We start from the raw sequence: 15,294 nt of genomic DNA on the forward strand, positions 1-15,294 counted from the left end.
GACCGGTCCGGTGAGCGTATGTGCGATCGCGGCTCCAGTGGTGCACGTCGATCGAATTTGAGCATTCCTTGAGGCGCCCGACGGCCTGTCCCCCGGCAGGGGGAGAGCTTCCCCTTCCGTCGGGGATGAGCGCGACTTGCCCGCCGGCAATCGTGGATCCATGGCTGTCGTAGGTGTGCCGACCGGATCCAGACCGACGCCGTCATGACCGCAACCCAGGACAGGAGCCTCCATGAGCCTTGCTGACTCCGCCCGCGTCTCGACCGCCGCCCCGCCACGGTGGGCGATCTGGGCCGCCTACGCCGTTCCGCTCTGCGTCCTGCCGTCGGCGGCCTGGCGACTGACGTTGGTGTTCACCGACGATGCCGTCACGCCGTGGTACATGATCTTCCTATCCGCGCTGTCGATGGGGTTGGCCCTGCTGACGCTCGGCCTGGTGTACCGATGGGGACAGCGGGTTCCGCACTGGGTGCCCCGCATCGGAGGGCGGCCCATCCCGGCGCGTCCGGTGGTGCGCGTCGCGTTGATCGGCGGCTGGCTGCTCGTCACCATCTGCGTGTACTTCCTGCTCAATGAGAGGTTCCACCTCGTGCAGAGCGGGTGGGTGGGGATCGGCGGGGACGAACCGACGCACCCGCCGCCCGGCTGGGAGGTCCTGCGTTACTACGCCCCGATGCTCGGGTGGGGGCCACTCGTCATCGCCGTCGCCGCCAATTACGGCCGACGCGCATCCGGGCCGCACGGACTCGAAAAGCCATGACCATCAGCAGGTTGCTTGTCGCCATGTCGCGGGCTGCGCGGGCGACGCGTCCGGTCCTATCCTTGCGCGGTGTCGCACGCCGATCTCACGTTCGCGCAGTGGAACAGCTTCTCCGACAGCACCGCCCGCCGGTTCGTCGAGGAGATCGCCGACCGGCACGGTCTGGCCGTGCCGGTCGGCCTTCAGGACACGGTGTACGCGGGGCGGTCGCACCGGGTGGCGCTGTTCGAGCGGGACGGGATGCGGTTCGCCCTGGTGCCCGGTGGGCTACCGACGCTCGGTCACGACGCCGCTCGTTTCCGGCCCTCGCCGGGCCAGTCGGCCAGCTACGCCGACAGCGCCGAGGAGTACGGCCTGCCACCGCTGACCGATTACGTCGACGCGATGACCTCACCGGTACGCAGCGTCGAGTTGCCGGCGATGCTCGTCGCGACGGAGGCGTTCGACCCGCGCGAGGTTTCGCTGGCGCCGGATCACCCCCGGGTCCGCACACTCGTCGCGTCGCAGCGGGATGGGCTTGCCGGGATCAGCATGCTCCGGTCCGCCGGTGGGCTGACCGTCGAGTTCGATCAGGCCGGGCAGGTGACGACAGCCCGAGCCACAGCGGACATGTCCTACGACGAGGCCATGGCCCAGCTCGCGAGCGCCGGCCTGCGGACGACGACCCCGGACGAGTGGGAGTGGGCGTGCGGGGCGGGGGCGACGACGCTGTTCCGCTGGGGTGACGACTGCCCCGACGACGGTTACCCGTACGACCACTCGACCGGGACGCACCGCGAGGCCAACCTGTGGGGTCTGGCGATCGGGCAGGATCCGTACCGGCACGAGACCACCACCGAGCCCACGGTCGTGTGCGGCGGCGACGGTGGCAGCACCACCTGCGGAGGCAGCGGCTTCTTCCTGGGCTGGCTCGCCCTCGCGACCGCCTACCGTGACAGGGATTTCGGCCGGTGGCTCGCCTCCGACGACGGGTACGTCGACGAGATGCTGACCCGGCCCGTCATCGAGCTGGGCTGAGCGGTGGCCAGGCATTGGCCAGCAACTGACGGAAGTGCGCCGGGAACCATTCCCCCAGCGGCGGAGCGCCAGCTGTCGCGCCGGTGTCGTACACGGAACCGCGCGGCGGCAGGTAGTTCGGGTCGCACATCGGCTCGTACGGCTGGCCAGGGCTCGGGCTGCCACTGCTGCCGTCGGACTCGCCGGGGCGCTTGACCCAGACGTAGGCGTCGATGCCCGGTTCCGGTTCGGCGGCGGGACGCTGACCGAGGCCGGCGCCCCTCTGGTTGCACCAGTTGCCGACCGCTGCCCGCCTGTCGATCCGGCTGCCGTCGACGTAGCGGTTCAGGTCGCCAGAGGGCGCCGGGGCGGTGGGGCGGTTCGGACCGCCCCAGCCGTTGCGTGAGGTGTCGACGACCACACCCGCGTCCGGGGCGAAGCCGGCGTCGGTCAACAGTCCCCGCAGGTGTCGCACGTACGGCACCTCGTCGATGAACGGGTTCCAGTCGACCCACTTCGACTGCCGCACGGGCTGGCCGTTGACGACGTCATCAGCGCGGAAGTGCTCCTCGTGCAGGACCGAATAGTTGGCGGTGTTCGCCACGAAACCGTGAACGTCGGCGACAGTGCTGCCGGCGCTTGTCGCGACCTGCGACAGCAGCGCCGTCAGCGGCCCGGAGTCCTCGGGCCAGCCGACCTCGAGGTGGTGGCTGATGTCGAGGTACGAGTAGACGTTTGGCAGGTCGCCGAGCCGGGCCAGGGCGTACCCGATCCCGTGCTGGTAGGTGCCACGCGCCGCCGCATCGTCGCAGGCAGGGGTGGCCGCGTAGCGGCTGCCGGTGTTGACGACCAGGTCGGGCAGCGAGTTCGGTTCGACGAAGACGACGATCCGCAGGTCGGCGTAGGCGGGCGTGGCGAGGATCTCGACGATCGGGTCGATGAACTCAGCCTGGTACCGGGCGAGTTCCCCGATCGACAGCTCACTCTGTGGTGCGCGGCGGCCGCAGTCGCGGCCCGGGAGGTTGTACAGGGTCACCTGGACGAGGTCGGCGTGCTGCGTCACCGCGGTGTCCAGGTGCTCACGCAGGCCCATCCTCCCGTCGTCTCCGTCGATGCTGGCGATCCGGTCCAGCCAGACGGCGGTCGGCTGACCGGCGACCGCGTCGCCGCCGGGCTCCGCCGTCGCGCGGTCGGCCCACTCGGGATCGACGTAGACCCGGGCTCCGACGTAGGGGTTGGCCACCCGGTGTGGTGGATCGACGGCGTGGGCCGGATCAGCGGCGGCGAGCAACCCCGCGACGAGCACGGAGACGGCGGCGGCGAGGACCGGCCGAACCCGGACGGGCTCTCGTTCCCGACGTGACGAGATCATGGTGGCCGCCCTCTCAGCAGCTGGTCCGCGCCGGCCTGCGGCTTCGGACCGGCTGCGCCGACCGTCTCGCACCGCGACCGCACATTCACGTGCTTCGATTCCGGTTTCCATTGTGCCGCACCGTCGTCGGATCGGGGGGCCGTACCGCGGCAGCGGTCAGAAGGTGGCGATCGGGTTGACCGGGCTGCCGGACGTGCCGGCGAAGCGGACCGGCGCGACCGCCAGGTGGAAGTCCCACTGGCCCAGCTCGTCAGCCGTCGTGGCGCACGCCTCCAGGTCACAGTTGTCGAGCAGCCACAGCCCCATCGCGACCAGGCCGACGGCGTGGACCGGCATCAACACGTCGTCGTACCCGGACGGCTGAACGTCCTGAGGGCTGTCGGCACCGATCAGCGCGACCCCCCGTTCCCGCAGCCACGGCAGGCACGACGCGTGCCAGCCGGCCTGGGCGAAGCCGCTGGCCGGACCGTTCTCGTGCCGGAAACGGCCATAGCCGGTCCGCAGCAGCACCGCATCCCCGGGCCGCACCCGCACACCCTGGCGACGCTCGGCCTCCTCGAGATCGTCCGGAGACACACCCTGTCCCGGCTCCAACCACGGCACCTCGCGGGCCGCCGCCACGTCGAGCAGGACACCACGGGTGACGATTCCGTTCGCCGCCGCCGTGACGGCCGCCCACGCCGAACCCGTCGTGGCGTCGACCAACGAGTGCGACCGGCCGTTGTACATCGCGCCGTCCCAGAAGATGTGGCACGGCGAGTCGAGGTGGGTGAGGGTGTTGCCGTGGAACGAGATGCCGAGCCGCTCGGACGAGAAGCCCCAGCGCCGGTCGGCGTGGAAGTGCGCCGGCATGTTCTCGGCACCCGGCATGTCGGCCGCGCACGGACAGGTCGTCGTCGACCGCTCCATGTCGCCAGGTGCGGCGACCTCCCACGCGCAGGACACGCTTCTGCCGTGCCGCACCGCTCGCGCCGCCGCCAGCCGGACGTCGTCGGTGATGTGGTTGAGCGTGCCGAGTTCGTCGTCGTCGCCCCACCGACCCCAGTTCGACAGCGTGTCGAAGTAGCCGAGCACGTCGTCCTGGGTCGGCGTCGGTTGCCCTGCGGTCATGTCAGCACCGACTCCTCGGGTCACGCGGTTGGAGGCACCGCAGGTCAGGGTAGCCCGAGGGTGTTCAACCGGCAGAGGGAGGACATCCGCTCTGGCGAGGGAGGTCCTGCGCCCTGCGACGGTGCGATCCTCGGACCACGACAGACGCCCGCCACCGGCCGGGGTGGGTGGGACGAGCAGGCGGACTGGGGTGACGATGACGAAGCGTGCGCTGCGGGTGGCCCGGATGTTCGACGGCGAACGGCTTGTCGACGGCGGGGTGCTGGTCCTCATCGACGACGGGCGCATCGCCGACGTCCACCAGGGTAGGGCCCAGACCCCGGACGGCTGGCCGGTGCGCGAGGAGCCCAACGGCACCCTGCTGCCCGGTCTGGTCGACGCGCACGTGCACCTGTGCGCTGACGCCGGCCCGGAGGCGCTCGGCCGGTTGGCCCAGCGTCCCGAGACAGACCTCGACGCGGTCATTGAGGCATCGCTGGGCAGACACCTGGCGGCCGGCGTCACCACGATTCGGGACCTGGGCGACCGGCGCGGCGCGGTGCTCCGTTGGCGGGGTCGGGGGGTGCGGGACGACCTGCCGACGGTGGTCGCGGCGGGTGCACCGCTGACAAGCGTCGGCGGGCACTGCTGGTCGTTGGGGGGCGAGGTGGCCGGTGTCGACGGGGTTCGCGAGGCCGTACGCCTGCGGGCGGCGGCCGGCGCCGACCTGGTGAAGGTCATGGCCAGCGGTGGGGTGTTCACCCCGGGCACCGACACCACGCGGCCGCAGTTCACCGACGAGGCGCTGGTCGCCACCCTGACCCAGGCGCACGACCTGGGCCTGCGGGTGACCGCGCACGCTCACGCGCTCAGCGCGGTCGAGCAGGCGCTGCGCGTCGGCGTGGACGGCATCGAGCACTGCACCTGCGTGACCTCGGCCGGCGCCCGCGTCCCCGCCGAGCTGGCGGACCGGCTGGCCGCCTCCGGGGTGGCGGTCTGCGCCACGCTCGGCACCGACCCGGCCGTGGTCACCCCGCCTGAGGTGGTGGCCATGGCGGCACGGGCCGGGCTCAGCGAGGCCGCGCTGCGGGACGGCGCTGCCACCCTGCACCGGGCCGGGGTCCGCCTGGTGGCCGGCTCGGACGCGGGCCTCGGCCCCGCGAAGCCGCACGGGATCCTGCCGGAGACCCTCGTCGAGTACGTGGCCTGCGGCATCCCGCCGACCGCAGCCCTCGCCTCGGCCACCTCGGTCGGCGCCGAGGTGTGTGGCCTGGGACGACGCAAGGGTCGTGTCCGCCCCGGGTTCGACGCCGACCTGCTGGTCGTGGATGGCGACCCGACGAGCGACATCACGGTGCTGCGCCGCCCGCTCGCCGTGTACCGCGCCGGCGAGCGGATGGAATGACGACGGCGGGCACGGTCTCCGGCCAGGTGAGCGACCATCACGCCTTGACAGGTGTCGATGTTAACGCCAACATAAATCCGCCACCCGGCGGCAACGCCACCGTCACATTCCCAGCCCTGCGCGCCACCCCCCGGCCCTGTCCGACGTCGCCGGCCATCGACGGGACCAGCGACGGACTGCGGTCGGAGCGCATCCCGCCAGGAGGATCGATGCCTTTCACCATCTTGAGCAGATCGCCGGTCGGTCGACGTCGGCGTGGGGGCCTGGCACTGGCCATCATCACCACGCTTGTCGGTGCGGTCGGCGCTGTGCTGGTCGGGGCACCACCGGCAACGGCGGCGACCATCGACACCAACGCCTACTACGTCCTGGTCAACCGCAACAGCGGCAAGGTCCTCGACGTCCGGGACACCTCGACCGCCGACGGCGCGGTGATCCAGCAGTGGTCCCGCAACGACGGCGCGTGGCAACAGTTCCAGTTCGTCTCCTCCGGCAGCGGTTACTACCGGCTCAAGGCCCGGCACAGTGGCAAGGTCGTCGACCTCTGGGAGTGGAACACCGCCGACGGCGCCGACTTCCGCCAGTGGCCCGATGCCAACGGCACCAACCAGCAGTTCCAGGTCCTCGACTCCGACAGCGGCTACGTCCGGCTGATCAACCGCCACTCCGCGAAGGCTCTTGAGGTCTGGGAGCGGTCCACCGCCGACGGCGGCCGGATCAGTCAGTACGCCGACGTCAACGGCCCGAACCAGCAGTGGCAGCTGGTCGCGGTCGGTGGTGGCGGCACACCACCGAGCACCGGCTGCGGCAGCGGGTCGAGCAACGCCGAGGCCGTACTCAGCGGCAGCACCTGGACGGCCCGCAACGGCTCGTCGACTGTCTACTCGGGTTCGGACATGCTGTCGGCGATGCAGGCGGCGGTCAACTCGCTCTCCTCGGGCCGTACGTCGAAGCAGCGGGTCGTGGTTCGCGGTTCCGGCTCGATGAGCGCGGGCTCCCGGCTGTCCCTGCCGTCGTACACGACCCTGGCCGTGTGCGGCACGGTCAATGTGACCGGCTCGGGCTCCGGCGACCAGGCACCCGTGTACTCGCGGGGCACCACTGACGTCGAGGTGCAGAACCTCACGCTGACCGGTGCGCCGTTGTACGGGATCTTCATGCGCAACGTGAACAACCTGACCCTCGGACAGATCGACATGCGGCTCTCCAGCGGGTTGGGCATCCGGATCGACAACCACGGTGGGGATCGCGCGGTCAAGGTGCGCAACATCCGCATCGACACCGTGTACGTGTCGGGGACCGGCACACACGGGGTGGAGACGTACGGCGTGGACGGCCTCACGATCGGCACCGTCACGGCACGGAACACCCGGGACTCCGGCCTGCTGCTCAACGACACCATCAACGCCACGGTGGGCACTGTGGACGCGCAGAACGCCGGCGCCGGGACCGGGTACGCGGCGTTCCGGATGGCCAATCGCAACGGCCGGATAGGCAACTCGTACCCGACGAACATCCGGGTCGGGACCGTGATCGCGTCCGGCGGTGGCCGGGGGATCTTCTGCGTGTCCGAGTCCGGTGGCGCGGTCATCGACCGGGTGACGATCTCGAACACGGGAAACAACTCGATCCTGGTGGAGAACTGCTACAACGTCGTCATCGCCGGGGTGTCCGGGACGGTGACCGGCGGTGGTGAGGTGCGGATCGCGGCCCGCAGCGAGTTCCCGATCTCCTCCGGCATCCGGTTCCAGAACCTGACCGTCAGCGGCACCAACATCACCCAGAGCCCCTGCGGTGGGGCGAACAACACGATCAGCAACGTCACCCGGGTGAACTCGACGCTCACCTGGTGTTGACCCGGTGCGGAGTGGCCGCCCCGGACCGCGGGCGGCCACTCCCGGCCGGAACAGTGGCCGTGACGCCGGCCGGACCGGGCGTGGGGTTTCGCCGGCCGGCGCTCGCGGGTAGCGCAGAGGCCATGAACCGCAATCTCGTCAAGGCTCTACGGGTCGCGTGGGAGTTGCCGGAGTTCCGCACCGGGGTGCGACACGTCGTCGACCTCGAAGAGATCGCGGGCCTGCTGGCGACGTTGTCCGTCCCGGAGCACGACCACGAGGTGGAGCGCAGCCTGCTGAGTCTGCTGCGTTCCGCCCTGGACACGGTCGAGATCCGGGAGGCGGTGTTGCTGCTGCTGGAGCGGGACGAGGTCCGCAGGCCGCTCGTCGCGGCGGCGGTGGAGCCGCTCGCGGACCGGCCCGGTCAGGCGGCCGCCATCGCATCGGCGGCCGAGGACCCCGCGGTGCGGCGTGAGGTGCGGGCGGTGTTGGCCAGCGCCCAGGTGCGCGAGCTGGTCTGGCAGGCGATCGAGACACAGCTGAACGACAACAGGTTCGGCCTGATCCGCCGGGCGGCGGTGCTGTTCGTGTGGCACCCGCACGTACGTCGCCTCGGGTGGGCGCTGCGTCGGCACGGCGTGTTGCGCGAGCTACGCCGCAAGCGGTGACACCTGCCGCGCCGGTGCTGTCGACGCGGCAGGCTGATGGGGCCCCTCGAAGAGGGGATCACCGGCGACGGCGGGCCATCCACTGCCAGATGTGGGTGCCGTTGAGGCTCGGGTCGTTGCGAGCCACGTAGATCCAGGACCAGTGGCCGGGGAACTGGTAGCCGTTCCAGACGACGCTGTCGTACAGACTCACCAGTGATCCCGGGATCAGGTCGTGCGCGTGGATCGTGTTGGTCTCGGGTGGCACGGTGTCATCGTCGAGTGAGGTGACCAGCCAGGTCGGGGTCCGGATGCTCGCCAGCTCCGCGTCGGTGATCAGCGGTGGGCCCTCTCCGCTCAGCGGCTCGACGACGCCGCAGATCGGCACCGACGCGGCGAACAGGTCCGGGTAGGCGACGGTCATCTCCAGGGACATGTAGCCGCCGTTGCTGCACCCGACCACGTAGATCCGGTCCGGGTCGACCCGCTTGCGACGGACGAGATCCTGGACGATCTCGCGGATCAGCGGGGCGAAGCGTGGCCCGTCCTCCATCCAGTAGGAGGTGCTCTGCGGGGCCACCACGTACGCGCCGGAGAAGATCCGCTGAGCCTGCGGGGTGGCGAAGCCGAGCGCACCCCGGTTGGCGCGGAGTGTGGTCTCGTTGTCGTAGTAGTCGTCGGACAGTGCCGCACCCTCGCCGCCGCCGTGCAGCCAGACGATCAGCGGCCGCCGACCGCGCCGGGGCGAGTGGTCGGGAGAGTAGAGCCGGTACTTCAGGCCCGAGCCCGAGACGTGGTAGCTGAAGGCGTCGACCTCGGGGTTGGTCAGCCGCCCCTGCACGAAGCGGGTGATGGTGAGCGGCGCAGCGTGGCGTCGGGCGATCGGGGCGTTCTGCGTGATGGTGTAGACGAGGTCCAACTGGACGTTGCGGCCCCTGCTCAGGACGTAGCCGAGGGTGCCGCCGCCGGCTTGGCCTTCGGCGTGGCTCAGCTCCAGCACGATGTTTCCGTGCCGGTCGAGTCGGGCCGCGGTCACCGTGCGGTCCAGGTCGTACTCGCTGAAGATCAGGTCGCCGGGGGCGATCGGGATCGGGCTGGTCGCCTTGGCGTGCACGGTGAACGTGGCGGGGGTCAGACCGGCCGGGTCGATCGGCCCGAGCCGGCCGGTGTCGAGGGTGACCGAGGTGACCTGCTCACCGCCGTCGAGCGTGCTCGCGTCGAGGGTGAAGCTCACGCTCGTGGGATGGCGGCCACCGGCGTGGGCGGCGGAGCCGGGCAGGGCCAGGCCGATGGCGGCGCCGGCCCCACCGGCCAGGACGCTGCGACGAGTGACAGGCGTGGACATGCGGGCCCCCGTACCTAACGATGTAGACGATCGTCGATGGCGTCTCAACGTAACGCGATGGAGATCCGCTGGCAACCTGTGCCACACCACGGCGGTCAGGGCGTCCCAGAACCGTCTGGGACGCCCTGACCGGTCAGGCGGGAAACGCCACTCCCGCCGCCGTCAGTTCAGACGCTGGAACACAGAGAACGGGTAGACCCAGGCGGGGTTGAACATCAGGCCCAGCCGGTGCAGGTACCGCTGGCAGGTGCCCGGCTGCGCGGGGTCGGTACAGAAGGTCACCCACAGCTCGGAGTAACCATCCTTCTCGGTCGGGCTGTAGTGGACGACCTGGTCGCGCACCACGAACTGCATCGAGGTCAGTCGGGGGTCCTGCACCTCGTTGGGGAAGGACAGCGAGGTGTCCAGGCCGTACAGCACGATCTCGTTGGCGAAGATGCAGACGCTCGCCTGGAAGTACATCTCGTAGATGGTGGTGTAGGTGGCGGTCTCGTAGACCTCCTCGGCGACCTCCTCGCGGTAGCAGGGGGTGCCCGGCGGGAACGCGGGCGGCGTGGGCACCCGGATCGCGTTTGTCGTGATGTCACCAGTGGTGCGCGCCGCCTTCCCCGACGATGTCGCCCGTAGGCCGTCGTCGGCGCAGGCCGCCTTGGTCTTGCAGACGGCGTCGGGCGCCGCCGACGCGGCCGCCGCCGGCACGGTGAGCGTCGCCGCGAGCACGGTCAGGGCCAGGACCAGAGGCTTGAGATGTACGGACACATGACCTCCAATGGTTCGATCAGTGCGCTCTGCACCCGAGCAGGATCGCCGATCGGAGCGCGCCCCTGGCCCGGATTCCGTACACCGCCGTACACTGACGGACGTCGATCGTCGACGCTGGGGGGCAGGGCGCTGGACGCTGCGGGGGCGCATACGTCGGACGACCTCGCCGGGTTGTTGCGGGCATTACGACGCAGGCACGCCCGCCGACAGGGCGACGCCGAGCTGACCTATCGCGAGTTGGCGGCCCGCACGGGCTGGTCGCACACCGCGATCGCGGAATACCTCACCGGCAAGACACTGCCGCCCACCGACCGGCTCGACGCCCTCGTACGGCTCCTCGGTGCCACGCCGGCGGAGCAGGGCGCGCTGGCCACCGCCCGGGACCGGATCGAGGAGAGCCGCCGCCGCGCCCCTCGCACGCCCGACCGGATGACGCCCCGGCAGTTGCCCGCCGACGTGGCAAGCCTCACCGGCCGGGACGACGAGTTGGCGCTTCTGGACAAGCTCGTCGCCGCGCCCACCGCGGTCGTGGTCGCCGCGATCTCGGGCACCGCCGGGGTGGGCAAGACCGCGCTGGCGGTGCACTGGGCGCACCGTGTCACCGACCGGTTCGACGACGGTCAGCTCTACGTGAACCTGCGCGGCTTCGACCCGCGGGGGCAGGCGCTGACCGCGGCGAAGGCGCTGCACGGCTTCCTGGACGCGCTGGGGGTGCCGGCCGCCCGGGTGCCCGCCGACCTCGACGCCCAGGCCGCCCTGTACCGCAGCGCGCTGGCCGGCAAGCGGGTGCTCGTCGTGTTGGACAATGCCCGGGACGCCGAACAGGTCCGTCCGCTACTGCCCGGCACGTCCACGGCCATGGTGCTGGTGACGAGCCGTAACCAGCTCACCTCTCTGGTGAGTCTCGACAGCGCGCAGCCGATCCCGCTGGGCCTGCTCAGCCGCGACGCGGCCGGTCACCTGCTCACCAGTCGGCTCGGTGCCGAACGGGTGGCCGCCGAGCCGGAGGCCGTCGAGGCCATCATCGCCGCCTGCGCCCGGCTACCGCTGGCGTTGAGCATCGCCGCCGCCAGAGTCCAGCAGTCCGGCTTCCCGCTGGCCGTCCTCGCGACCGAACTGGGGACGGCCGGTCGGCGCTTCGGCGTCCTGGACGCGGGCGACGCGGTCGGCGAGGTGCGCGCCGTGTTCTCCTGGTCGTACACCGCACTCACCCCGCCGGCCGCCGGCCTGTTCCGGTTGCTGGGCCTGCACCCGGGCCCGGACATCACCGCGGCCGCGGCGGCGAGCCTGGCCGGTCGGTCGGCGGACGGGACCCGCCGATCACTGACCGAGCTGACCCGCGCGAACCTGCTCGCCGAGCACCGGCCCGGCCGGTTCACCGCACACGACCTGTTGCGGGCGTACGCCGGTGAACTCAGCGACGGCACCGACCCCGAGCCGGACCGAACGGCCGCCACGACCAGGTTTCTCGACCACTACGCCCACACCACCCATGCCGCCGACGCCCTGCTGCGTCCGCACAGCGACCCGGTCGACCACCTGATGACCCCGCCGGTGTCAGGTGTGCGTCCGGAGCTGCCGGCCACCCACGCGGAGGCGATGGCCTGGTTGACCGCCGAGCACCCGGTCCTGCTCGCCGCGCTCCGCCAGGCCGCCGGTGCCGGGTTCGACGTCCACGCCTGGCGGCTGGGGCGCGCCCTCGACACGTTCCTGGACCGGCAGGGGCACTGGCAGGACCGCGTCGAGACCTGCCGGACGGCCCTGCTCGCCGCCGAGCGTCTCGGTGACCCGGTCGCGCAGGCGGTCGCGCACCGCTTCCTGGCCGGCGCTCACACCGTGGTCAGCCGGTACACCGACGCGTTTCACCACCTGGAGAAGGCCCTCGACCTGTACGTCCGCGTCGGAGACGCCGAGGGTGAGGCACGGACGCACCAGAACCTCGCCTCGCTGTGGGACCGGCAGGGCGAGCCGCGCAAGGCCCTCGAGCACTCCGAGCGGACCCTCGTGCTGGCCCAGGCCACCGGTCACCGCAGGGCCCAGGCCGACGCGCTCAACGCGGTCGGCTGGTGCCATGCGCAGCTCGGCGAGCACCTCGGGGCGTTGGCCTACTGCGAGCAGGCACTCGACCTTCTCCAGCAGCTCGGCGACCGCGCCGGCGAGGCGGCCACCTGGGACAGCCTCGGCTTCGCACACCACCACCTCGGCCAGTACGGCCGGGCCGTGGAGTGCTACGAGCGCACCGTCGAGCTGGCCCGCGACCTCGGCGACCTCTGGGGCGAGGCGGACACGCTCAGCCGGCTCGGCGACACCCGCCACGCCATCGGCGACCCCACCTCCGGCCGGGCCGACTGGCAGCGGGCACTTGACCTCTTCACGGCCCTCGACCACCCGGACGCCGCAGCCGTCCGCGCCAAGTTGCAGCGGCACTGATCGCGAGCGGTCGTACTTTGGGACGATCTGGAGACGCACCACCCTTCGTACGATGAGTCCCATGGGTCCTCGCCTGCACGCGGTGTTGGCCGAGCCGCGGGTCTCTCCCGCCCCGTCCCGGGTGTGGCGCGACTGGGCGGTGACGGCTGTCCTCGCGCCGGCGATGGTGGTGGAGGGAATCCTCCGACCGGATCTGCCGTGGCGGGTCGGCTGCGTCGTCGTCGCGCTCGCGCTGCTGCCCACGCTGTGGTGGCGACGTACGGCACCGTTCGCGATGGTGGTGATCGCGTTCGGCTGCACGACTGTCGCGCCGTTCGTGCTGCCCGGTGATCCCTGCCGGCTGTTCACGGCGAGTTTCCTGGTTCTCCTGGTCTACGCGCTGTTCCGCTGGGGCTCCGGCCGCGATGCCGTGCTCGGTTCGTTCTTCGTGGTGGCGAAGGTGAGCGCCGCCGGTCTGGTCGGGTCGACCGACGGCGGCGAGTTGGTCGCCGGCTTCGCGGTGATGTTCGCCGCCGCCGCGCTCGGTGTCGCGGTCCGGTTCCGCGCCGCGACCCGGCTGCGTGAACTCGACCAGGTGAAGTTGTTGGAGCGTGAGCGGCTCGCCCGGGACCTGCACGACACGGTGGCCCATCACGTGTCGGCGATGGCGATCCGCGCGCAGGCGGGCATCGCCGCGTCGGCGAGCCAGCCGGGTGCCGCCGTCGAGGCGCTGCGCACCATCGAGGCCGAGGCGTCCCGTGCGCTTGCCGAGATGCGCGCGATGGTTCGTGTCCTGCGCCGCGACCAGCCCGCCGAACTGGGGCCGAACCCGCAGGTCGCGGACATCGAACGGCTCGCCGGCCGGTTTCGCGCCGGGCCGACGGTCGACGTGGATCTGCGCGGCGACCTCGGCGACCTGCCGCCCACGGTCGGCTCCGCGCTCTACCGCCTGGCCCAGGAGTCGGTCACCAACGCCCGTCGGCACGCCCGCCACGCCACCCGCATCGAGGTCAGCGTCGCGGCCGACGAGACGTCGGTGCGCCTGCGGGTCAGCGACGACGGCGAGGCTGGCGCCGGCCGGCAAGGTGGCCCACCCGGCTTCGGTCTGGTGGGCATGATGGAGCGCGCCGACCTGCTCGGCGGGACCTGCTCGGCCGGCCCCGATCCCGACCCCGACCGTGGGTGGACCGTCACGGCAGTGCTCCCGCGTCGGGGGGTCGGTGCGTGACGGTTCGCGTGCTCGTGGCGGACGACCAGGAGATCGTCCGGACCGGCCTCACCATCATCCTGAACACCCAGCCGGGCATCGAGGTCGTCGGCGGCGCTGGTGACGGCCGACAGGCGGTCGATCTCGCTCGGCGGCTGCGCCCCGACGTGTGCCTGTTCGACATCCGGATGCCGGTCATGGACGGCATCGAGGCCACCCGGGCGCTCGCCGGGCCGACGGTTGCCGAGCCGCTCGCGGTGGTGGTCATCACGACCTTCGACCTCGACGAGTACGTGTACGCGGCACTGCGCGCCGGCGCCCGCGGCTTCCTGCTCAAGGAGGCCGGCCCGGACCTGCTCAGCCAGGCCGTGCACGCGGCCGCCAACGGCGACGCGCTGATCGCGCCGAGCGTGACCACGCGGCTGTTGAAGGCGTTCGCCGACACGGGTCCGGCCACGCCTCGCCGGCAGCCCATCGAGGCGCTTACCGACCGGGAGGAGCAGGTCCTGGTGGCCGTCGCCCGTGGGCGCACCAACCAGGAGATCGCCGACGAGCTGTACATCACGTTGAGCACGGTCAAGTCGCACGTCACCAGCCTGATGACGAAGTTGGGGGTGCGTAACCGGGTCGAGGTGGCGATGTGGGCGTACGAGACCAACCGCAGCCACCGACGCTGGTGACCGGCGGAAGTACGACGACGGCGTCCGACCATGGGCCGACCCGATCGCGGCCCATGTGCCGATGAGCGGGGGCGGGTACGACGTCCACCATCGATGGCATGACGATGCGCGAGTGGCGGCTACCGGCCGCGTTGATCCTGCTGGGCCTGGTGCCGATGCTCGCGGGTGCGGGACGGCTCACCGAGTTGGGCACCGGAGCGGAGGTCACCCCGGCGAACGCCCGCTTCGTCGCCGACCCGCTGCCGGTGGTGCTGCACATCGTCGGCGCGGTGGTCTACACGATCCTCGGCGCGTTCCAGTTCGTGCCCCGTCTGCGCCGGCACCGCTGGCACCGCCGTGCCGGCCGGGTGCTGGTTCCCTGCGGGCTGACCGTCGCGTTCACCGGCCTGTGGATGGCTGTCGCGTACGACCTGCCGGCCCAGGACAACGATGTGCTCGCCGTGATGCGACTCGTCTTCGGCTCGGTCATGGCGGGCGCGATCCTGCTCGGTCTCGCCGCCGTGCTGCGCCGGGACGTCGCCCGGCACCGCAGGTGGATGGTGCGCGGCTACGCGATCGGCCTCGGCGCCGGCACCCAGGCGTTCACCCACGCGCCGTACCTCGTCGCGACAGGTGAGCAGCCCGACGGGAACGTCCGGGCCGGCCTGGTGGTCGCCGGCTGGGTGATCAACCTGGCGGTGGCCGAGTGGTACCTGCGGCGGCCGGCCCGGGTGGTCGCCACAGAGCGTCGTTCAACTTATTCATGACGGGCGTCAGAAATTCTTGACTTTCGATGCCGGGGTGACTG

Annotated in this window: 13 protein-coding genes; 9 read left to right on the forward strand and 4 right to left on the reverse strand. The window is 71.4% G+C overall.

The window, feature by feature from the left end:
- The first annotated feature begins 232 nt into the window (after positions 1–232).
- Both AB0C15_RS11515 and AB0C15_RS11520 read left to right on the forward strand, forming a co-directional pair.
- Positions 233–760: a hypothetical protein gene (locus tag AB0C15_RS11515; protein WP_357351113.1), complete on the forward strand. Its 528-nt coding sequence runs from the start codon at positions 233–235 to the stop codon at positions 758–760.
- 69 nt (positions 761–829) lie between these two features.
- Positions 830–1,777 carry a hypothetical protein gene (locus AB0C15_RS11520; RefSeq protein ID WP_357351114.1) on the forward strand — a complete coding sequence of 316 codons (948 nt, stop codon included), beginning with the start codon at positions 830–832 and terminating at the stop codon, positions 1,775–1,777.
- Here the strand turns inward: AB0C15_RS11520 and AB0C15_RS11525 are convergent.
- The gene (locus AB0C15_RS11525; protein WP_357351115.1) at positions 1,761–3,128 is read right to left on the reverse strand and encodes a glycoside hydrolase family 6 protein; all 1,368 of its coding nucleotides are present in this window, start codon (positions 3,126–3,128) and stop codon (positions 1,761–1,763) included. The two genes, AB0C15_RS11520 and AB0C15_RS11525, sit on opposite strands and share 17 nt — an antisense overlap.
- Before the next feature lie 156 nt (positions 3,129–3,284).
- The gene (locus AB0C15_RS11530; protein ID WP_357351116.1) at positions 3,285–4,238 is read right to left on the reverse strand and encodes a cyclase family protein; all 954 of its coding nucleotides are present in this window, start codon (positions 4,236–4,238) and stop codon (positions 3,285–3,287) included.
- A gap of 196 nt (positions 4,239–4,434) precedes the next feature.
- Here AB0C15_RS11530 and AB0C15_RS11535 point away from each other — a divergent pair, with 196 nt between their 5' ends.
- The 3 genes from AB0C15_RS11535 to AB0C15_RS11545 all read left to right on the forward strand — a co-directional run bounded on the left by AB0C15_RS11535 (position 4,435) and on the right by AB0C15_RS11545 (position 8,125).
- Entirely contained in the window at positions 4,435–5,622 is a 1,188-nt protein-coding gene (locus AB0C15_RS11535) for an amidohydrolase family protein (RefSeq protein WP_357351117.1), read from the forward strand.
- 209 nt (positions 5,623–5,831) lie between these two features.
- Positions 5,832–7,478 (forward strand): RICIN domain-containing protein, encoded by a 1,647-nt coding sequence (locus AB0C15_RS11540; protein ID WP_357351118.1) that lies wholly within the window; start codon positions 5,832–5,834, stop codon positions 7,476–7,478.
- A 122-nt stretch (positions 7,479–7,600) separates the two neighbouring features.
- A complete protein-coding gene (locus tag AB0C15_RS11545) occupies positions 7,601–8,125 on the forward strand; it encodes a hypothetical protein (RefSeq protein ID WP_357351119.1) in 525 nt (174 codons plus the stop codon).
- A 58-nt stretch (positions 8,126–8,183) separates the two neighbouring features.
- Here the strand turns inward: AB0C15_RS11545 and AB0C15_RS11550 are convergent, their stop codons facing one another.
- Positions 8,184–9,449 carry a PHB depolymerase family esterase gene (locus AB0C15_RS11550; protein WP_357351120.1) on the reverse strand — a complete coding sequence of 422 codons (1,266 nt, stop codon included), beginning with the start codon at positions 9,447–9,449 and terminating at the stop codon, positions 8,184–8,186.
- A 162-nt stretch (positions 9,450–9,611) separates the two neighbouring features.
- Positions 9,612–10,208, reverse strand: coding sequence for a hypothetical protein (locus AB0C15_RS11555; RefSeq protein ID WP_357351121.1), 597 nt, complete (start codon positions 10,206–10,208; stop codon positions 9,612–9,614).
- Between AB0C15_RS11555 and AB0C15_RS11560 the strand changes: the two genes are divergently transcribed.
- The 4 genes from AB0C15_RS11560 (at position 10,209) to AB0C15_RS11575 (ending at position 15,253) form a co-directional block, all read left to right on the forward strand.
- A complete protein-coding gene (locus AB0C15_RS11560) occupies positions 10,209–12,641 on the forward strand; it encodes a tetratricopeptide repeat protein (RefSeq protein ID WP_357351122.1) in 2,433 nt (810 codons plus the stop codon).
- Between the two features lie 61 nt (positions 12,642–12,702).
- Positions 12,703–13,848 (forward strand): sensor histidine kinase, encoded by a 1,146-nt coding sequence (locus AB0C15_RS11565; protein WP_357351123.1) that lies wholly within the window; start codon positions 12,703–12,705, stop codon positions 13,846–13,848.
- Positions 13,845–14,507 carry a response regulator transcription factor gene (locus AB0C15_RS11570; protein WP_357351124.1) on the forward strand — a complete coding sequence of 221 codons (663 nt, stop codon included), beginning with the start codon at positions 13,845–13,847 and terminating at the stop codon, positions 14,505–14,507. Before AB0C15_RS11565 ends, AB0C15_RS11570 begins: the two co-directional genes overlap by 4 nt.
- A gap of 98 nt (positions 14,508–14,605) precedes the next feature.
- A complete protein-coding gene (locus AB0C15_RS11575) occupies positions 14,606–15,253 on the forward strand; it encodes a DUF2306 domain-containing protein (RefSeq protein WP_357351125.1) in 648 nt (215 codons plus the stop codon).
- The last annotated feature ends 41 nt before the right edge of the window (positions 15,254–15,294 follow it).

Source organism: Micromonospora sp. NPDC048835 (assembly GCF_040649995.1).
Classification (GTDB): domain Bacteria; phylum Actinomycetota; class Actinomycetes; order Mycobacteriales; family Micromonosporaceae; genus Micromonospora.